Origin of the sequence: Streptomyces sp. JB150, from assembly GCF_011193355.1 — a bacterium.
Classification (GTDB): Bacteria; Actinomycetota; Actinomycetes; order Streptomycetales; family Streptomycetaceae; genus Streptomyces.
In genome coordinates this window covers 4,772,911-4,791,947 of the sequence record NZ_CP049780.1, presented here as the reverse complement: position 1 = coordinate 4,791,947, position 19,037 = coordinate 4,772,911, and the positions used below count along the sequence as shown (strand labels likewise).

The 19,037-nt window shown below is 72.8% G+C and carries 13 protein-coding genes; 7 read left to right on the top strand and 6 right to left on the bottom strand.

The genetic code is table 11. The annotated features are described in order from the left end of the window. The first annotated feature begins 138 nt into the window (after positions 1–138). On the top strand, positions 139–3,411 hold the full coding sequence (locus G7Z13_RS22320) for a CHAT domain-containing protein (protein ID WP_166001990.1): 3,273 nt from the start codon (positions 139–141) through the stop codon (positions 3,409–3,411). 181 nt (positions 3,412–3,592) lie between these two features. Next, complete coding sequence (locus G7Z13_RS22315) at positions 3,593–4,486, top strand: hypothetical protein (RefSeq protein WP_166001988.1); 894 nt, start codon at positions 3,593–3,595, stop codon at positions 4,484–4,486. A gap of 511 nt (positions 4,487–4,997) precedes the next feature. Here G7Z13_RS22315 and G7Z13_RS22310 read toward each other — a convergent pair. Next, positions 4,998–6,833 (bottom strand): phosphoenolpyruvate carboxykinase (GTP), encoded by a 1,836-nt coding sequence (locus tag G7Z13_RS22310; protein WP_166001986.1) that lies wholly within the window; start codon positions 6,831–6,833, stop codon positions 4,998–5,000. Positions 6,834–7,157: 324 nt separating this feature from the next. On the opposite strand from G7Z13_RS22310, the gene G7Z13_RS22305 reads away from it, so the two are divergent. From G7Z13_RS22305 to G7Z13_RS22295, 3 genes are all read left to right on the top strand, one after another. Then, positions 7,158–7,886, top strand: a complete 729-nt coding sequence (locus tag G7Z13_RS22305; RefSeq protein ID WP_166001984.1) for a hemolysin III family protein — start codon at positions 7,158–7,160, stop codon at positions 7,884–7,886. Between the two features lie 200 nt (positions 7,887–8,086). Further along, the gene (locus tag G7Z13_RS22300; RefSeq protein WP_166001982.1) at positions 8,087–8,725 is read left to right on the top strand and encodes a TetR family transcriptional regulator; all 639 of its coding nucleotides are present in this window, start codon (positions 8,087–8,089) and stop codon (positions 8,723–8,725) included. Positions 8,726–8,760: 35 nt separating this feature from the next. Beyond that, positions 8,761–9,492 (top strand): Mut7-C RNAse domain-containing protein, encoded by a 732-nt coding sequence (locus G7Z13_RS22295; protein WP_166001980.1) that lies wholly within the window; start codon positions 8,761–8,763, stop codon positions 9,490–9,492. Here G7Z13_RS22295 and G7Z13_RS22290 read toward each other — a convergent pair. The 5 genes from G7Z13_RS22290 to G7Z13_RS22270 all read right to left on the bottom strand — a co-directional run bounded on the left by G7Z13_RS22290 (position 9,489) and on the right by G7Z13_RS22270 (position 18,270). Beyond that, positions 9,489–11,894, bottom strand: coding sequence for a galactose oxidase early set domain-containing protein (locus G7Z13_RS22290; RefSeq protein ID WP_166001978.1), 2,406 nt, complete (start codon positions 11,892–11,894; stop codon positions 9,489–9,491). The genes G7Z13_RS22295 and G7Z13_RS22290 overlap by 4 nt on opposite strands. Then, on the bottom strand, positions 11,891–13,084 hold the full coding sequence (locus tag G7Z13_RS22285; RefSeq protein ID WP_166001976.1) for a glycosyltransferase family 2 protein: 1,194 nt from the start codon (positions 13,082–13,084) through the stop codon (positions 11,891–11,893). Before G7Z13_RS22285 ends, G7Z13_RS22290 begins: the two co-directional genes overlap by 4 nt. Continuing rightward, positions 13,081–14,730: a phospholipid carrier-dependent glycosyltransferase gene (locus G7Z13_RS22280; protein ID WP_166001975.1), complete on the bottom strand. Its 1,650-nt coding sequence runs from the start codon at positions 14,728–14,730 to the stop codon at positions 13,081–13,083. The genes G7Z13_RS22285 and G7Z13_RS22280 overlap by 4 nt, the downstream gene beginning before the upstream one ends. Continuing rightward, entirely contained in the window at positions 14,727–15,989 is a 1,263-nt protein-coding gene (locus G7Z13_RS22275; RefSeq protein ID WP_166001972.1) for a glycosyltransferase, read from the bottom strand. The genes G7Z13_RS22280 and G7Z13_RS22275 overlap by 4 nt, the downstream gene beginning before the upstream one ends. Positions 15,990–16,230: 241 nt before the next feature. After that, the gene (locus tag G7Z13_RS22270; protein ID WP_166001970.1) at positions 16,231–18,270 is read right to left on the bottom strand and encodes a thioredoxin domain-containing protein; all 2,040 of its coding nucleotides are present in this window, start codon (positions 18,268–18,270) and stop codon (positions 16,231–16,233) included. 147 nt (positions 18,271–18,417) lie between these two features. On the opposite strand from G7Z13_RS22270, the gene G7Z13_RS33790 reads away from it, so the two are divergent. After that, positions 18,418–18,636: a hypothetical protein gene (locus tag G7Z13_RS33790; protein WP_240926315.1), complete on the top strand. Its 219-nt coding sequence runs from the start codon at positions 18,418–18,420 to the stop codon at positions 18,634–18,636. A gap of 44 nt (positions 18,637–18,680) precedes the next feature. Beyond that, the gene (locus tag G7Z13_RS33785; RefSeq protein ID WP_240926314.1) at positions 18,681–18,896 is read left to right on the top strand and encodes a hypothetical protein; all 216 of its coding nucleotides are present in this window, start codon (positions 18,681–18,683) and stop codon (positions 18,894–18,896) included. Positions 18,897–19,037 lie beyond the last annotated feature (141 nt).

Sequence of the window (19,037 nt, the reverse complement as noted above, 5' to 3'; positions counted from 1 at the left end):
GGCACCGCCTCCGCATCGCCGAAGGCGGCACCGCGGCGCAATGCCGCATCGATTGCGCAATCTGGCACAACTGCCTGCTGAGCGGCGCAAGCCTAGCGTAGGGTCTCCAGCCAACACACCGGAAAAGCGAGGGCAGTTGTGGTCGCAGGTGATCAACCGGACGACGGCCGGGTCGAGGCGGACGAAGTGGACGAGGTGGAGAACCTGCGGTCGACGCTCGGCGCCGTGCCGTTCCCGCATCCGGCCCGTGCCGCGCTTCTCGACCGCCTCGGCCGGGCGCTGCGCTCCCGCCACCGCCGAGACCCCGACGAGGCGCTGCTGGACGAGGCCGTCGCGGTCCACAGGGAAGCGTGCGCCGCCGCCCCGCTGGGCGAGGAAGCCGAGTACCAGGTGAACCTGGCCAACGCGCTGCTGGACCTCTACGACGCGCGCGTCAGCGAGACCTCGGCACCGCGGGAGGCCCGCGAGCTGCTCGAGGGGGCCTTGCGGTCGGGGACGATCCAGGGGCAGGACGAGGCCACCGTGCAGAACTCCCTGGCGAGCGCGCTGGACCGCCTCTGGGACCTGCACAACCGACAAGAGGACCTCCGAGAGCGGGTCGGCCGGCTGCGCCGGGCGGTGGAGCTCGCCGTGCAGCACCGGCACCCCCGCACCGCCATGTACCGCGCGCAGTACGCGGACGCCCTGCTGTCGCTGCACTCCCACGCACCCGACGAGGACCTGCTGGCCGAGGCGCAGCGGGCCGCCGAGCAGGCCCTGGCGGCGGCGCCGCCCGGCCATCCGGACCTGCCGGACGCGCTGGACAGTGCCTGCCGGGTGGGTGAGAGGCTGTACGAGGCAGCCGGCCGGATCGAGCTGCTGCACCGCGCTCAGGAGCTGGCGGAGCAGGCGGGCAAGGCGGTGCCGCGCCCTCGGGGCATCGACGGCAGCAGTCTCTTCAACACCTGGGCCAATGTGCTGCGCACCCTGCACACCGCCACCGGTGAGGTGCGCTTCCTGGACCGGGCGATCGAGGTCCAGCGCGCGGCGGTCGACGCGACCCGGCCCGGGGACCTCAACCGGGCGGGCGTCCTGGCCAACATGGCCACGACCTACGCGCTGCACGCCCATGCCACCGGCGACCGTACGTTCCTCCCCGACGCGCGCGACCTGTACCGCAAGGCGATCGAGGCCTCCCCCGGCCCGCGTGAGGCGGCCGCGCACCGCGGCAACCTCGCCCGGTTGCTCACCACGTTCCCCGAGGTGTTCGCCCGCCGGCTGTCGATCAGCGAGGCGGACGTGCTCGACCTCGCCATCGAGGAGGACGGACGTGCCGTGGCCGCCTTCTCCGCGGAGTCGGCCCAGCGGCGTCACCACACCCTCGCGAAGACCGTAAAGCTGGTCCAGCGCTATGAACAGCGGCACCGGAGCGAGGACTTCGAGGAAGCGGTTCGGCTGTCCCACGGCAATCTGCGGGCGAGCGCGACCCAGGCCGAGGCGGCCCGCCACCGCCTGGCCATCGCCTGGCTGTGGAACAAGCGCGCCGGGCACACGCTCGCCGAGGCCGACCTGGAGGCGGGGGAGACGGCGTACCGCGAGGGGCTTGCCGCCTACCGGGGCGAGCCGGCCGGGCTGGAGATCCACTACCGGTCCGGCCTGGCGCTGATCCTCGTGCTGTCGGCCGAGAGCCGGATCGTGGGCGGCCGCCCCTTCACGGAGGCGTTTACCGAGCGGTACCGCGAGGCCACGGAGCTGTACCGCTGGTGCGCGCTGCGCGGCGACGGCCGGGTGCAGGACCGGATCGACCGGGCCGTCGCCTGGGGACGGACCGCTGCCCGGCTGCGCGACTGGCGGCAGGCGTACGAGGCGTACCGGCTGGCCATGTCCTTCGTGCCGCTGCTCGCTCCGCTGCATCTGCCCCGCCCGGACCGCGAGCAGCTGCTGAGGCATCTGGAGGGGGTGGCCGCCGATGCGGCGGCCTGCGCGATCTCCATGGGCGACCCGTACGCCGCCCTGGAGTTCCTGGAGAGCAGCCGGGGCCTGCTGCTCACCGAGTCGCTCAGTCTGAGGGAGGACCTGGCCCGGCTAGGGACGCACGCTCCCCGGCTGGGAAGCCGCTTTCTCCGGCTGCGCGACCAGGTCGCCGCCGACGGGTCCGCAGTCGTCGACGAGGATCCGGTTCGGCGCGGCCTGCTCGGCGAGGCGCTGACCGCCCGTCGCCGGCGCGCCGACGAGCTGCGTGAGGTGCTGGACGACCTGCGCCGGGTTCCGGGGCTCGAGCGCTTCCTGAGGCCGCCGGACGTGCGCGGCCTGGTGGCCGATTCGGCCGGCGCCCACGGCAGCGTCGTCGTGGTCAACACCTCCCGTCTGCGCAGTGACGCCCTGATCGTCCGCGACGGCACGGTGCGGGTGCTGTCCCTGCCGGAACTCACCGGATACGGGGCCGGACGCAAGGCCGCGGAGCTGCAGGAGGCGACGTGGCGGGCCACGCACCGCGGCTCCTCGCCGCAGGAACGCGCCGCGGCCGAGGGGGCTCTGGCCGCCGTTCTCGACTGGCTGTGGCGGACGGTCGCCCGCCCCGTCCTGGACGACCTGGACCGCCCACGGCCGGCCGGCCCGGCGAGCCGGCCGCGGGCGGCTCCCGTGCCGGGGCGGCCTCGCGTGTGGTGGTGCTGCACGGGAGCGCTGGCCGGCCTGCCGCTGCACGCCGCCGCCGCGCTCACGCCTCACCCCTCGGACGGGGAGTCGGTGATCGGCCGTGTGGTGTCGTCGTACGTGCCGACCCTCGCCGCGCTGGCCTACTCCCGCGGTACGGCCCTAAGCCGCGATCCCCGGGTGCTCGCCGTCGGCATGCGCGACACCCCGGGGTACGACCGGCTGCCCGGCGCGCACCGGGAGGTGGCGGCCGTGCGGCGGTGGGCTCCCGGCGCGACGGAGCTGTACGACGGGGACGCCCGGCGTGCGGTGCTGCTCGACATGCTGAGGGCGCACGACTGGGTGCACTTCGCGGGTCACGCCGAACAGGACCCGGAAGCGGACGACAACGGTCACCTGGTCTGCCACGACCACGCGACGGCCGGCCCCCTGACGACCGGCGACCTCCTGGACACCCAGGCGGCGTCCCGGTCGTTCCTGGCGTACCTCGCGGCCTGCGACACCGCGCGCGGGCGCGCCCACCTCACCGACCAGGCGATGCACCTGGCGGGCGGAATGCAGGCGGTGGGCTTCGCCCATGTCATCGCCTCCTTCTGGCCCCTGCAGAGCTACGCCTCCCTGGCGGCCACCCAGGCGTTCTACACGTCACTGCCGCGAGGGACCGCCGTATCGCACGACGCCGTGGCCCGTGCCGTGGACCACGCGGTGCGTCTCGCCCGTGAGAACAGCCCCGACCGCCCTTCCTGGTGGGCCGCGCTGCACCACATCGGCCCCTAGAGACCGTCTCGCACGCCCGCCCGGAAGTGAGGTCGCCGTTGTCCCGGCCCGCCGGACCCCCGGTCCCGCCGGCAGACGCCCACGGGCGCGCCCCCGGCACGCCACGGCTGACTCGGTCGAGCAGACCTACGCCGACTCGACACCCGGCGACACCGTCCCGTCGTATCTGGAAGCCCGCGCGGTGCTGGTCGAAGAGCGCGGCACGGACGCCGCGTCGGTGGCCCGCACCGACCTCGGGCAGCTCCTCACCCCCGTCGGGTCGGCCGACTTCGGTTTCTGCCCCCTGCCCGGCGGCGGCAGCCTCGCCACGCGCCGGGCCACCGGCCGCATCTGGACGGGCCTGCCCGCGGCCGACTACCTGCAGACGCACTGGGTGACCGCCGCGGCCGAGGAGCCGGTCCGGTTCGGCGCCCTGGAGCACTCCTCGACCCGCTGGCCGTACCGCGACGGTCTGTCCCTCCTCGCCGAGGACGGCGGGCCGTCACCGGGGCTGCTCTGGGACGCCGCCGAGGTGACGGTGTCGGACGACGGACGCACCGCCGTCGTCCTGGAGTTCCGCGGCCGCGGCGCCGCGCGGCTGATCGTGTGGGTCTACGACCTGCCCGGACGGACGCGCCGCCGGGTGGGCGCCCTGCCCGAAGCGGTCCTGAGCAGTGAGCCTTCCCTCTCCTGCGACGGCCGCTGGCTGCTCGCCGGCTCCCGCCGGGTCCTGCTGATGTCCCTGGAGGACGGCCGTGCCGCCCTGCTCCCGGGTCTGCGGGCGGCTACCTGGACGCCCCACCTCGGCCCGGACGTGATCGCGGCGGTCGAGGGGCCCGACGAGGGGCCGGGAGTGCTGGCCCTGCACGATCTGCGCACCGGGGCGCGCGAGGTGGTGTGCGCGCTCGACGTCCGGGTCGACGCCCTGGACGTCTCGGGGGCGGGCGAGATCGTGGCGGTGGCCGCCACGCCGGGAATCCGGGGCTGGATGCCCAACGTGGTGTATCTCGACGCCCGCGGCGGGGCGTGCGAGCCGGTCCTGCCCTGGCGTCTGCCGTCGGGTACGTACCGGCTCACCGAGTCCCCCGGTGGCTGACGCGGGGCACGCACACGGGCACGGTCCAGCCGGCGGCGAGCCTGCAGGCGTCGATGGTGCCCATGCCGGTCGCCGACGACGAGCGGATCGAGACCGAGGGCGAAACGGCGCACGACGCGCGGGAGTTACCCGGCGGCTGAACAACCGCTTCCAGGCGCTGCGCGGGGCTCCGGCGGCCGTGGGGCTGTTGCCGGAACTCGTCGCGCTGGCGCGGTGGCTGCTGCCCCGCAGGCCTGGTTGGCGGGGTCCGGTCCATGACCGCGTCGTCCCGTTCCTCACGCGCTGCGCGGCCGACCCGAGCTGACCGGTGTGCGGGCGGCGTACGAGCGGGCGGCCGGGCAGCTCGGCGCGCTCTGCTGACGCGCGCCGGTGGCGGCAGCGACAGCACGGCCCCGCACGCCGTTGTGCGGGGCCACGGTTCGTGACATCGTGCCGCCACCGCGGCCGGCCGTGACGATCACTGGTCAGGGCTCCCATCGGGGCCGGCCGCGGGGGTACTGGGGGGCTGCCGTCAGCCCAGGCGCTCCACGAGCGCGCGGTACTCGTCCCACAGCTCCTTGGGGGTGTGGTCGCCGAAGGTGTTCAGGTGCTCGGGGATCAGGGCGGCCTCCTCGCGCCACACGTCCTTGTCCACCGTCAGCAGGAACTCCAGGTCGGAGTCGGCCAGTTCGAGGCCGTCGGTGTCCAGGGCGCCCTTGGCCGGCAGGATGCCGATCGGGGTCTCGACGCCCTCGGCCTTGCCGTCCAGGCGCTCCACGATCCACTTCAGGACGCGGGAGTTCTCGCCGAAGCCGGGCCAGACGAAGCGGCCCGCGTCGTCCTTGCGGAACCAGTTGACGTAGTAGATCTTCGGCAGCTTGGACTGGTCCTTGTCCTTGGCCACGTCGATCCAGTGGGCCATGTAGTCGCCCATGTTGTAGCCGCAGAACGGCAGCATCGCGAACGGGTCGCGGCGCAGCTCGCCGACCTTGCCCTCGGCGGCGGCGGTCTTCTCGGAGGCCACGTTGGCGCCGAGGAAGACGCCGTGGTTCCAGTCGAAGGACTCCGTCACCAGCGGTACGGCGGTGGCGCGGCGGCCGCCGAAGAGGATCGCGGAGATCGGCACGCCCTTGGGGTCCTCCCACTCGGGCGCGATGATCGGGCACTGCGAGGCGGGGACGGTGAAGCGGGCGTTGGGGTGGGCCGCCGGGGTCCCGGACTGCGGGGTCCAGTCGTTGCCCTTCCAGTCGGTGAGGTGGGCGGGCGGCTCCTCGGTCATGCCCTCCCACCACACGTCGTTGTCGTCGGTGAGGGCGACGTTGGTGAAGACCGCGTTGCCCCACAGGGTCTTCATGGCGTTGGCGTTGGTGTGCTCGCCGGTGCCGGGCGCGACGCCGAAGAAGCCCGCCTCGGGGTTGATCGCGTACAGGCGGCCGTCCTCGCCGAAGCGCATCCACGCGATGTCGTCGCCGATGGTCTCGACCGTCCAGCCGGAGATCGTGGGCTCCAGCATGGCCAGGTTGGTCTTGCCGCAGGCGGACGGGAAGGCGGCGGCGACGTACGTGGACTCGCCCTGCGGCGGGGTGAGCTTGAGGATCAGCATGTGCTCGGCGAGCCAGCCCTCGTCGCGCGCCATCACGGAGGCGATGCGCAGGGCGTAGCACTTCTTGCCGAGCAGGGCGTTGCCGCCGTAGCCGGAGCCGTAGGACCAGATCTCGCGGGTCTCGGGGAAGTGCGAGATGTACTTGGTCTGGTTGCAGGGCCAGGGGACGTCCTCCTGGCCGGGCTCCAGGGGGGCGCCGAGGGTGTGCACGGCCTTCACGAAGAAGCCCTCGGAGCCGAGCTCGTCGAGGACGGCCTGCCCCATGCGGGTCATGGTGCGCATCGAGACGGCCACGTACGCGGAGTCGGTGATCTCGACGCCGATCGCGGACAGCGGCGAGCCGAGCGGGCCCATGCAGAAGGGCACGACGTACATGGTGCGGCCGCGCATCGAGCCGCGGAACAGGCCGCCCTCGCCGCCGGAGCCCTGGAAGATCTCCCGCATCTCGGCGGGGGCCTTCCAGTGGTTGGTGGGGCCGGCGTCCTCCTCCTTCTCGGAGCAGATGAAGGTCCGGTCCTCGACGCGGGCGACGTCGGTGGGGTCCGAGGCGGCGTAGTAGGAGTTCGGGCGCTTGATCGGATCGAGCTTGCGGAAGGTGCCCTTCCGGACGAGCTCCTCGCACAGCCGCTCGTACTCGGCCTCGGATCCGTCGCACCAGACCACGTTGTCCGGCTGGGTCAGTTCCGCGATCTCGTCGACCCACGAGATCAGTTCCTGATGGGTGGTCGGGCTGACGGTGGTGGGAGCCGCGTTGTCGCGCGCCACGATCGCTCCTAAGAGAGGGTTTTTTGTCCTGTCTGCCCCGTGGGGGCCGCGACCCGGATGCTTCGCAGCCGCTCATCCGGTGCCGACCGCACTCATTTGATCATCCGAGGTGACTGCGCATTTGTCCAGAGGGCCGCACACCTGAGCGCCGTGAGACACGCCACGTCCTGCGGCTATCGCGGCGATTCTTTGCGTCCACCTGGAGTTCCGATGACCTTTTCTTGGCGTGGCCCGCCCGCCGACCGGGTACATCCACTGGCGACAGCCCCCGCTGTCGCCTGACTCTGATCCGTCACTTACGACCCCGTAGGTACGATGCCCCGCATGACTGCGTCCGCCTCCGACGCCCACACGCACACGCCGGTCGCCGACCGCGGTTCCGTGGCGCGCCACCTGCCGCACCCGTCCTTGCCGGACTCCGTCAAGCCGAAGCTGCGGGGCTGGCTGCACCTCGGCATGTTCCCCGCGGCACTGATCTCGGGCCTGGTGCTGACGGCCCTCGCGAACTCACCGCGCGGCCGCATCGCGTGCGGCATCTACGCGCTGACGGCCTGCCTGCTCTTCGGGGTGAGCGCGCTCTACCACCGGGGCACCTGGAGCCCCCGGATGGACGGCGTGCTGCGCCGCCTGGACCACGCCAACATCTTCCTGATCATCGCGGGCACCTACACGCCGCTGACCGTGCTGCTGCTGCCCGACGCGAAGGGGAAGTGGCTGCTGTGGGGCATCTGGGCGGCGGCCGTGGCCGGCATCGCCTTCCGCGTCTTCTGGGTCGGCGCCCCGCGCTGGCTGTACACGCCGTGCTACATCGCGATGGGCTGGGCCGCCGTGTTCTTCCTGCCCGACTTCCTGCGCACGGGCGGCGCCGCCGTCCTCGCCCTGGTGGTCGCCGGCGGGATCCTCTACAGCCTGGGCGGGATCGTCTACGGCATCAAGCGGCCCAACCCGTCGCCGCGCTGGTTCGGCTTCCACGAGGTCTTCCACGCCCTGACCGTGGCGGCGTTCGCCGCCCACTACGTCGCGATCTCCCTCGTGGCGTACCGGCACACGTAGACCCCGCTCCCCCGGGTCCGCCCCGGGCAGCCTCCGGGCCACGGCTTGCCAGCCGTGGCCCTTTTCCGTGCCCGGACACCACCGGCAACCGGTACGGACGGCCGGCAGTCGCGGCGGCCTTCCTGCCGGGACCCGGCGGCCCGGCGGGCCCCGGACCCCGCGGGGGCGGACATGGCGAGTGCCACGGCGAATGTTCGACAATGACCTTCATGACGGCCGCACGAGACACCTCTCCCGCCGACCGCCCCCGGACCGGGCTGCGGGAACGCAAGAAGATCAAGACGCGGGAGGCGATCCGCTCGGCGACGTACGAGCTGATCCGGGAGCAGGGGTACGACGCCACGACGATCGACCAGATCGCCGACCGCGCCGAAGTGTCGCCGTCGACCGTCTTCCGCTACTTCCCGACCAAGGAGGACATCGTCCTCACCGACGCGTACGACCCGCTGCTGCCGGCCGGTCTGCGCGCCCGGCCCGCGGACGAGCCCTGGCCGCAGGCCGTCCGGCACGTGCTGCGGGAGGCCGTGCGCACGGGGGTGGAGGAGGACACGGAGGCCGCGCGGCTGCGCACCCGGCTGATGGTGCAGGTGCCGGCGGTGCGCTCGCGCATGAGGGAGAGCATGTCGGTCACCGGCCGCATGCTCTGCCAGGCCATCGCCGAACGCACCGGCCGCGACCCCGGCGACCTGGAGGTGCGGGTGTTCGCGATGTCCCTGCTCGGCGGTCTGCTGGAGGCATCCCTGTACTGGGCGGAGAACGGCCACCGGGACGACTTCACCACTCTCGTCGACCGCGCCCTGGACGTCCTGGAGCACGGCCTGCCCGAGCAGAAACCCTGAGGTCCGCCACGCCCGCCCATGCCATCCTTGGCCGTGTGAACGCAGCCGAGATCCACGTCGAAGTAGCCTCCGAACTGGCCTTGTTCGTGCCGCAGCACCGCCGCTGGGGCGCCACCCGGCTCGCCACCGACGGCGTCTCGACGCTCGGGCACGTCGTCGAATCCCTCGGAGTGCCGCTGACCGAGGTCGGCTCGCTGGTCGTGGACGGGCGGGAGGTCCCCACCGGGCACATCCCCGCGGACGGCGAGCGGGTGAGCGTCCGGGCCGTCCCCCGCCCGCAGCGGGTCACCGGCGCCCCCTTGCGCTTCCTGCTCGACGTGCACCTCGGAACCCTGGCCCGCCGGCTGCGGCTGCTCGGCGTGGACACCGCCTACGAGTCGACGGACATCGGGGACGCCGCGCTCGCCGCCCGCTCGGCCGCCGAGCAGCGGGTCATGCTCAGCCGCGACCGGGGCCTGCTGCGCCGCCGCGAACTGTTCTCCGGCGCCTTCGTCTACAGCACCCGACCCGAGGAGCAACTGCGCGACGTCCTCGACCGGTTCCGCCCCGAGCTGCGCCCGTGGACCCGCTGCACCGCCTGCAACGGCCTGCTGCGCGAGGCCACCAAGCAGGAGGTCGCCGACCGCCTGGAGGCCGGCACCCAGCGCTCGTACGACGTGTTCGCCCAGTGCCGGGAGTGCGGCCGCGCCTACTGGAAGGGCGCGCACCACGATCAGCTGGAGACCATCGTGGAGCGCGCCCTGGCGGAGTGCGCGCAGCCCGGCTAGCGGCGCCGGACGTCCCCCTTTCCGCAGGCCACGCCGTCCTTGTCGCGGTCCAGGGCGAGCGGGTCGTCGGCGCCGTTGACCTTCAGGCGGCCGTAGTCGTTCTGCTTCAGCCAGGCGCAGCGGGCCGCCGTCGTCTTCTTGACCTGGGGCGGGAAGGCGGTGGGCACGCAGACGTTGGCGGAGCCGTAGTGGCGGTCGCAGCCGGAGACGGTGGGGCTCACCGGCTGGGAGGCGCGCTTCTTGCCGGGACCGGTCCGCTTGCCCTTCAGGTCGTCGGCGAAGGAGTGGATGTGCGGGGCGGCGTCCGTGGCCTTGAGCGCGGACGGGCCCTGCAGGTGCACCCACTTGGCGACCGAGGGCACCCCGTTGGCGTCGACCGCGAACAGCATGTACCAGCCGGGCGGGGCCACGTTCGGGTTGCTCGTCACGTTCAGGTCGACGTTGTTGCCGTCCACGGTCAGCGGCAGGTCCACGAAGCGCTGGTTCGGGTCGGAGGAGTGGGTGACGGCGGCCGGGCGGATCAGCTCCGCCTTGGCGATGGGCCGGTCGACGGTGATCCGCTGGGTGTCGCCGTAGGTCCACTCGGTGTCGATCAGCGAGGTGATCACCGGGCGGGGGCCCTTGAAGAGGTAGGGCGGGGTGTAGACCGACACGTTGTGGTTCCAGCTGCCGTTGCCCGGGTTGTCGCCGGTGGTCATGACCCGGCCGTCGGGCAGCAGGAACGCGGAGGAGTGGTAGCCGCGGGCCTCCGGGTCGGCGGTCACCGGGTCGAAGGTGTTCGTCCGCGGGTCGTAGAGCGAGGTCTCGAAGACGGGGTTGGCGCGGTTGTGCAGGGCGCCGCCCGTCTCCATGACCGTGCCGTCGGGCAGCAGCACCGCGGAGACGTACATCTTGCCCTGGTCGCCGGTCTGCGGGACCTTGCCGTTGCCGAGGTCGACGGTGCCCTGCGGCAGCGGCGGGCCGGCGACGTAGGACGGGTTCGGCTGCTTCAGGTCGATGACGTCCGTGAGCCGGTTCGCGGCCGGGTTGGAGTCGATGTTGCCGCCGCCGATGGTGAGGACCTTCTGGTCCTGCGCCGGGGGCAGCAGCACGCTCGCCGACTGGTCCCGCTCGTCCTTGCGCTGCAGGCCGGGCACCTGGGTGATGGTGTTGGCGTCGTAGTCGTAGATCGCGGCGCCGGTGCCGGGGATGTTGTTGCCGAAGACATGGCTGCCGGAGTAGAAGAGCCGGCCGTCCTGCAACAGGATCATCGACGGGTACAGGCCCCAGAACGACCAGGTCTGCTTGACCTGCCAGGTCGGCAGCCAGCGCTGCTGGGCCTGCGACCAGCGCTCGGCGGTGACCGAGCCGGTGGAGTCCTCCTTCAGCCCGCCGAAGGAGAGCACGTCACCGTTGCCCATGACGGTCGCCGACGGGTACCAGTGCCCGTCGTTCATGTCGTTGGTCCTGGTGTAGGTCTCCGTCGCGGGGTCGAAGACGTACGAGTCCTTGTACCCCTGGTAGCCGATCTTCCCGTCCGCGGACGGGTAGCCCTTGTTGCCGCTCATCACCAGCACCCGCCCGTCCTGGAGCTGGACGTGCCCGGCGCAGAACATGTCCTTCGGGGTGGGGATGATCTTGTAGCTGCCGTTCGCGGGGTCGTAGACGGCCGAGGTGAAGGTGCCCGCCTCGAACTTCTCCGGGTCGTTGCCGGAGCCCGCGATCAGCAGGACCTTGCCGTTGTGCAGGACGACCGAGTGCATGGACCGCACCGGGTTCTGCGCGGGCAGCACCTCCCAGGCGCCGTTGGCGCACTGGTCGGTGGTGCCGGTGCACCGCGGCGGCGGGACCGGGTCGGCGACCTGCTCCATCGTGTAGTCGTCGGTGGTGGCGGAGCCGGTGCCGTAGACGGAGACGCCCCAGCTGATGCGGTCGGTGCCGGGCGGCACCTCGGGGGTGCGCACGGACGCCTCGGTCCAGTTCCCCGCGAGCGGAAGGGTCTTCAGGTCGGTCCAGTACTGCCAGCCCGCCGTGGTGTCGTGCCGGAACAGGGTGATGCTGGCGTCCGGCGTGGTCGTCTTGTACCAGAGCGACAGGTCGTACTGCCTGCCGGCCGCCACCACCGGCGCACAGTCCGCGGACTCGGTGATCAGCGCCTTGCGGTCGCCGTCGACCCGGCGGGTCAGCGTCACCTTCATCGCCTGGGAGCCGGAGCGGGCGTCGGCGGTCGTCTCGAAGGTGAAGTCGTTCTCGCCCCAGCCGGACTTCTGCCAGCAGTACGGCATGTCACCGGTGCCTGCGGTCTCGAAGCCGGGGTTCTTGATGAGGTTGGCGGCGGAGGCGGGCTGGGGCGAGGCGAGCAGCAGCCCCCCGGTCAGCCCCGCCACGGCGAGCAGGGCGGTTCTTCTGCGGCGTTGGTTCACGCGGTCCTCCTTGCGGTGCGGCTCCGCCCGCCCGGTGCGCGGCGCGGCAGGTAGACCAGCGCTTCGGTGCCGACGAAGCGCAGGACGAAGGTGATGGCGAGGGCGAGCGCCGTGGCCGGCAGCACGGCCAGCCCGAACTGCGCCACCAGCAGGGCGATCAGCGGGATGCGCAGCACCAGGTCGGCGTTGGACAGCAGCGCGAACCGGAGGGTGCGGTCGGCCCAGTGGCGGTGCCGCCGCCGGTCGCGGAACAGCAGTTTCTCGATGAGCAGGAAGTTCCAGGCCACGCCGAACTGGTTGGCGACGATCTCGGCGGGCACGTAGTGCAGGCCCGCCTCGGTCATCGCCCACAGCACGGCCAGGTTCGGCACGAAACCCGACAGCCCGATCAGTCCGAACACCACCAGCCGGGCCAGCGGGCCGGCGGTGCGCAGCCCGGCGAGGTGGCGCAGGAAGCGCAGCCCCTCCTGGGCGGTGGACTTCGACTCCCCGGCGAACCGCTCCTGGAAGACGAACGGGACCTCGCTGACCTCGCGGGGGCGGCTGCGCACCGCGAGTTCGAGGAGGATCTTGTAGCCGAGCGGCTGGAGCAGTTCCGCGGTGATGTCGCTGCGGCGGATCGCGAAGAAGCCGCTCATCGGGTCGCTGATGCCGTGCAGCCGACGCGGGAAGAGCGCCTTGGTCAGCCAGGTCGCGCCGCGCGAGACGGCGACGCGGTAGCTGCCGGCGAGCCCGGCGCGGCTGCCGCCCTTGAGGTAGCGGGAGGCGACGACGAGTCCGGCGCCGGCGCGTTCTCCGGTGGCGACCAGTTCGGGGACGAGGGACGGCGGGTGCTGGCAGTCGCCGTCCATGACGACGATCCAGTCCGAGCCGGCCGCCTTCATGCCCTCGACGACCGCGCCGCCGAGCCCGCCCACGGGCTCCTCGCGGTGCAGCACGGTCACCGGGAACGGGCAGTCCGCCGCGGCGGCGCGGATGACGTCCGGGGTGTCGTCGGTGGAGTCGTCGACGAAGACCACCTCGCAGGGCAGCCGGGACGGCACCGACTCGGTGATCTGGTGCAGCAGCTGCCGTATGTTCGCCGACTCGTTGAAGGTCGGTACGACGATGGTGACGGCGCCCGGTTCGGCGACGCCGACGACCTCGGGTGCCGTGACGGTCTCGTCGGGGACGGTGTACTCGTGCGTCATCGCTCGCCTCCCGGGGCGCCCGCGGTCTGGATGCGCCGGATCTCGATCCGGTCCGGGCCGGTGCCGAAGACGGCGACCGGCGCCGAGTGCTCGATGGCGGCCTTGACGTTCGGCAGGTCGACCGCGTCGCGCCGCACCGTCGGCGAGGCGACCACGTAGTCGAGGTCGCGCCAGCCGCGCGGCATGGTCCTGGTGACGGCCGGGTCGAGGTCGGCCTTGTAGAACCAGATGACGCCGAGGCCGGGGTCGTAGCCCTGGTGGACGAGGTCCAGCCAGAGCGCGTCGTCGACCAGGACGCGGGTGTCCTCCGGGTCCGGCACCTCGGTGGCCAGCCATCGCGCGGCGGCCCGGTAGGGGGCGTTGGCGTCGGTGGTCACGGCGGTGCGGGCGCCGTCGTACCAGCGCGGCAGCACGTAGGCGCTCGCGGCGAGGGCGAGGACGGCGGCGAGCGCGTACCGGGCGCGCGACGGCCGGCGGCCGGCGCCGCGCCGCTTGTGCAGCACGGCGTGGGCGACGCTGGCGGTGCCGCCGGCGAGGACCAGGGCGAGGAACGGCAGCGCCTGGATGATGTACATCGCGGGCAGGTAGCCGTTCGGGCGCAGCGCGACCAGGGCGAGGATCGCGACGGTCAGCGCGGGCCCGGCGAGCGCGCGGGCGGTGACCGACCAGCGCCAGGTCAGCAGGAGCAGCAGGGCGCCGGCGAGGCCGCCGAGGGGCAGCACGCGGTCGTAGTAGAGCCAGGACCGGAGCACGCCGTGGGAGCCGGTGCCCTCGGTGAGGATGAAGCCGGAGCCGGGGCGGCTCATCTGGTAGACGATGCCGTCCCACAGCGACACATGGCCCGCGCCCGGCAGCAGCTCGCCCTTGAGCAGCGCGAACAGCGGGTACGACAGGCCGATCAGGGCGCAGGCGGTGATCGCGCCGGTGACGGCGAACTTGCGGGTGTCTCGGTGGCTGTGCCGCCACATGGTGAGCAGCAGGGCGGGCAGGACGACGAGCATCGTCTCCTTGGTGAGCACGGCCGTCGCGGCGGCGATGCCCGCGCCGAAGTGGTGCCAGAGGTGGCGGCTCGGGGAGGCGGCGAGGGTGAACGCGAGCAGCGTCCACATCACGGCGAGGTTGTCGAGGAAGATCTCGCGCTGGAGGACGACCGACAGCGGGGAGAGCCCGAACAGCGCCATGCCGAGCGCCGCGGCCCAGCGGGGCAGGGCGAGGCGGCGGCCGAGGACGTAGACGAGGACCGCGCTGACCGCGGAGATCAGCAGCATCGCGGCGCGCATGGTGCCGACGGTCATCGAGTCCGGGCTGATCAGCGCGGGGATCCAGGTCAGGACGGCGAGCTGGATCCAGCCGAGCGGCGGATGGTCGTACCAGTAGGTGTAGTGGGCGAGGCCGCGGCCCTCCTGGACGGCCCAGGCCTGGGCGAGGTAGGTGCCCTCGTCGTCGCTGAGGGTGGGGTAGTCGGCGATGTTCCAGCCCTGGACGACGAGGATCGCCACCAGGAGGACACCGCACAGGACCAGGTCGGGACGGGAGGAGCGCAGTCGCTGCGGGAACTGTGTTCGACCTGTCGAACGGGTCATGGGCGCAGCGGTCCGCTGTGCGGGGACCTCGATTCCGGTCGCCGCGGGAAGGGTGGAGGTCACGCAGGAACGTCCTCTCGGTTCGCGTGCGCGAGATGAGCGCCGACATGGCTGGTCAGCTCCCAGTCGCTCTGGCCGCGCTGCTCGCGCCAGACGGCGCGGACGGCGGCCCCGGCGAGGAGCACCTGGTAGAAGGGGCCGCCCAGGATGAGCTTCAGGTAGTGGACGAACCGGACGCGCAGCCCGTACTGCTTGCCGAAGTCGTGCAGTCCGACCAGCTCGAAGACGAAGGTCACCAGGGCGGTGACGGCCGGCAGGAAGGTGATGAAGGCGACGCCGACGGGCACGTCGAGGAAGAGCGCGATCCCGACGTTGAGCGGGATGACCACCCCGGAGACGGCCTGCAGATACGGCGTCATGAGGGTGTAGCGGGCCAGGAGGCGCTGTCCGAAGGTGGGCAGCTGTTTCCAGTCGCGCTTGCGGTAGACCTGGAGGAACCCCTGGTTCCAGCGGGTGCGCTGCTTCAGCAGGCTCATCAGCGAGCCGGGTGTCTCCTCGCGGGTGACCATCTCGGAGTCGTAGGCGACGACGACCTTCTTGCCGACGCTGGACAGCCGCACGCCCAGGTCGCAGTCCTCGGCGAGGCAGTTCGGGTCCCAGCCGTCGGCCTCGCGCAGCACGTCGGTGCGGACGAAGACGGTGTTGCCGCCGAGCGGGATGAACCCCTTCTGGGCGTGCAGGTGCAGCCGGGAGCGGAACCAGAAGAAGTACTCCAGGCAGTTGCGCAGGCTGTACCAGCTGGAGTGGAAGTTGATCAGCTGGACGCCGCCCTGGACGACGTCGGCGCCGGTGGCGCGGAAGGCGTGGTCGACGTGGGCCAGCAGCTCCGGATGGACCTGGTCCTCGGCGTCGAAGACCCCGACGACGTCGCCGCGGCAGTGCGGCAGCGCCGTGTTCATGGCCTTCGGCTTGTTCTTCTTCTCGTGGGTGTCGACGACGACCCGCACCCGCGTATCGCGCGCGGCGGCGCGCTCGGCGACCTCGGCGGTCTCCGGGTCGTCGTGGCCGACGATCACGATGATCTCGAAGTCGGCGTGTGTGGACTGAAGCAGGCGCTGGATGGTGTGGTCGAGCACGGCCTGCTCGTGGCGTGCCGGCAGCAGCAGCGAGAAGGACAGCTGCTCGGCCCCGTCGGGCCGGCTGAACCGGGTGGAGGCCAGCACTTCGGGCGTGCGCCACGCGTGCATCTGCCACCACAGGGTGAAGGCCGCCATCCAGAACAGGGCGAGCGAAACGGCAGCGATGAAGACAGACGTCAGCAAACAGATCCCCCCAGATCCCCAAAACCCCCGTGCCGTGACGGTCGGCAGCGGCCGGGCGTCACGGCATGTGCAGAGACTAGGGGGGAACCGTGAAGCGTGGGAGCTGTTCCGATAAAAAGCGTGTTTCCGGCCGGTGAGGCGCCTAGCGGGATCTAACCGAACACCTGCTCAGTTTCCGATCATTTCAGACAGCGCTTTCCGAGCCGAAAGCCCAGCGCTCGGCGCCCGCCTCGGCCCCCGCTCAGTGCCCCGAGAGCGCCGCGCGCAGCCGCTGCGGGTCGGTCGTCGGAGCGTCACAGGTGAAGTTGCGGCAGACGTACGCGGCCGGTTCACCGCCGACCAGCGGCCGGTCCGCGAGCAGCGGGAACTCCTCGCCGCCCGCCGGGCCGTACGCGACGACGGCACCCGGCGCGGTGGCGAGCAGCGCGGTGCGGTGCAGCTCCCGCGCGCCGGTGTCGTCCGCCGCGCGCCCCACGACCGCCACCTCGCGCGGCCCGTCCAGCAGCGCCTCCGCCACCGCGAGCCCCCAGCCGATGAACCGCGGCACGCGCGGTCCCAGCACCTTCACCACGCCGAGCGCCCGCTCGGCGGCGGTGCGGTGCGGCGCGGAGCCGGTGTGGGCGGCGTAGCTCAGCAGCGCGCCCGCGGCGGCGGTCCAGCCGGACGGGGCGGCGTTGTCGGTCGGGTCCTGCGGCCGGCGGATGAGCCGTTCGGCGTCGGCGGCGGTGTCGAACAGCGCGCCGGTCCTCTCGTCGGCGAACCGGGTGAGCACGTGGTCGAGCAGCAGCCCGGCGAAGTCCAGCCACACGCCCTCGCCGGTGACGGAGGCCAGCGCGAGGAACCCCTCGGCGACGTCCGCGTAGTCCTCCAGCACGCCCGCGTTGGCGCCGGCCCGCCCGTCCTTGCTGGTGCGGGAGAGGTGGGCGCGGTCGTCGAGGTGCACCCTCACCAGCAGGTCGGCGGCGGCGAGGGCGGCGTCGACGAGGTCCGGGCGGTCGAAGTAGGCGCCGGTCTCGGCGAGCGCGGCGACGGCGAGGCCGTTCCAGGCGGCGACGATCTTGTCGTCCCGGCCGGGCGCGGGCCGCTCGCCGCGGGCCCGCAGCAGCCGCTGGCGTACGCCGTCGATCCGCGCGGCGTCGAAGACGCCCTCCTGCTGCGGCAGCTGCAGCACCGAGGAGCCGTGTTCGAAGGTTCCCTCCTCGGTGACGCCGAAGTACTGGGCGGCGAGCCGGGCGTCGTCGTCGCCGAGGACGGCGCGCAGCTGGTCCGGCGTCCACACGTAGTACGCGCCCTCGACGTGCCGCCCGGTCCCGTCGTCGCTGTCGGCGTCGAGCGCGGAGGCGAACCCGCCCTCGGCGGTGCGCAGCTCGCGCACCATGAAGTCGGCGGTCTCCAGGGCGACGCGGCGGGCCAGCTCGGAACCGGTGGCCCGCCACAGGTGGGCGTAGACCCGGCAGAGCAGCGCGTTGTCGTACAGCATCTTCTCGAAGTGCGGCACGACCCAGTCCCGGTCGACGGAGTAGCGGGCGAAGCCGCCTCCGAGCTGGTCGTACATCCCGCCCCGCGCCATCCGCTCGCAGGTGTCCCGCGCCATCTGCAGGGCGCCCTCGGAGCCGGTGCGCGCGTGGTGGCGCAGCAGGAACTCGATCACCATGGACGGCGGGAACTTGGGCGCGCCGCCGAACCCGCCGCGCTGCGGGTCGTACTCCCGGGTCAGCCCCAGCAGCGCCTGTGCCAGCTCCTGCTCGCCGGGCACCTGCTTGCCGGCGCCGTAGTCGATCTCCCGCCCGGCGAGATCGCGGACGATCTTCCCCGCGACGTCGGCGACCTCCTCGCGCCGGTCGTCCCACGCCTGCCGCACGCCCTCCAGCACCTGCCGGAAGGAGGGCATCCCGTGGCGCGGCGCGGGCGGGAAGTACGTGCCGAAGTAGAACGGCTCCGCGTCCGGGGTCAGGAACACCGTCATCGGCCACCCGCCGTGCCCGGTGGCCGCCTGCACGGCCTCCATGTAGACGGCGTCCACGTCGGGGCGTTCCTCGCGGTCGACCTTGACGCTGACGAAGTGCTCGTTGAGGTAGGCGGCGGTGGTCTCGTCCTCGAAGGACTCGTGCGCCATGACGTGGCACCAGTGGCAGCTCGCGTAGCCGACGCTCAGCAGCACGGGCACGTCCCGGCGCCGCGCCTCCGCGAACGCCTCCTCGGACCAGGGCCACCAGTCGACGGGGTTGTCCGCGTGCTGGAGCAGGTAGGGGGACGTCTCGTGGGCGAGTCGGTTCGGCATGGTTCCCATCCTGCCCCAGTACCCGTTCCCCGGCGCACGGCACGGGACGCGGCGCCCGGGATCGCGGCGGTCACGCCCTCTCCCCTCGACTCGTCCCGCGCCGCACACGTGGCCGGGCACGCCGTTGCCGCCGGAGGGCGACGCGCCATGCGGGACAGTCATCGGGCCGAGGCCGAGCGGCGGCTGGTGAGGGTCGTGGAGGAGGTGCGGCGGTCCGGGGGCCGCGTCGACGGGAAGGTGCTGCTGACGCGGGCGCGCGGGGCGCTGGACGCGATGGCGCGGGCGGCCGGGGAGAAGTACGAGGCCTACGCCCGGGCGCTGGACGAGGCGGAGGCCGGGCGCTGGACGGGGAGGCCGGGCGGCTGACCTTCGGGCAGCGCTACGCGCGCGAGGGGGCCGGGACGCCGCTGATGGTGGCGGTGGTCGCGGCGGTCGCCGCGGCCGTCGCCGATCTGGCGCTGGGCACCGGCACCGGGACCGCGCTGGGCGCCGGCGTGACCGTCGGGTGCGCGGGGGCGGCGGCGACCGTCGTGAAGGTGGCCGGGGCGCATCTGCCGGTGGCGCACCACCGCGCGGGCGCGGCCGGGCAGCCCGGCGGGCCGGAGCGGCTGCGGTCCAGTGGCTGACGGCACTGGAGGCGCGGCATCCGGCCGTTCCCCGGTCAGCAGCCAGTGCTCGCCGCGGCGACCGGGCCGGCGCAGGGCGGACCGCGGCAGCTGGGCGCGGACAAGAGCGCGGCGGCGGGCGGCGCTGGAGCAGTCGTTCGG

Excerpts from the sequence above, each read along its gene's own strand:
- G7Z13_RS33785 (WP_240926314.1), top strand. The coding sequence starts at position 18,681 with ATGGTGGCGGTGGTCGCGGCGGTCGCCGCGGCCGTCGCCGATCTGGCG.
- G7Z13_RS22270 (WP_166001970.1), bottom strand. The coding sequence starts at position 18,270 with ATGCCGAACCGACTCGCCCACGAGACGTCCCCCTACCTGCTCCAGCAC.
- G7Z13_RS22285 (WP_166001976.1), bottom strand. The coding sequence starts at position 13,084 with ATGACGCACGAGTACACCGTCCCCGACGAGACCGTCACGGCACCCGAG.
- G7Z13_RS22305 (WP_166001984.1), top strand. The coding sequence starts at position 7,158 with ATGACTGCGTCCGCCTCCGACGCCCACACGCACACGCCGGTCGCCGAC.
- G7Z13_RS33790 (WP_240926315.1), top strand. The coding sequence starts at position 18,418 with ATGCGGGACAGTCATCGGGCCGAGGCCGAGCGGCGGCTGGTGAGGGTC.
- G7Z13_RS22300 (WP_166001982.1), top strand. The coding sequence starts at position 8,087 with ATGACCTTCATGACGGCCGCACGAGACACCTCTCCCGCCGACCGCCCC.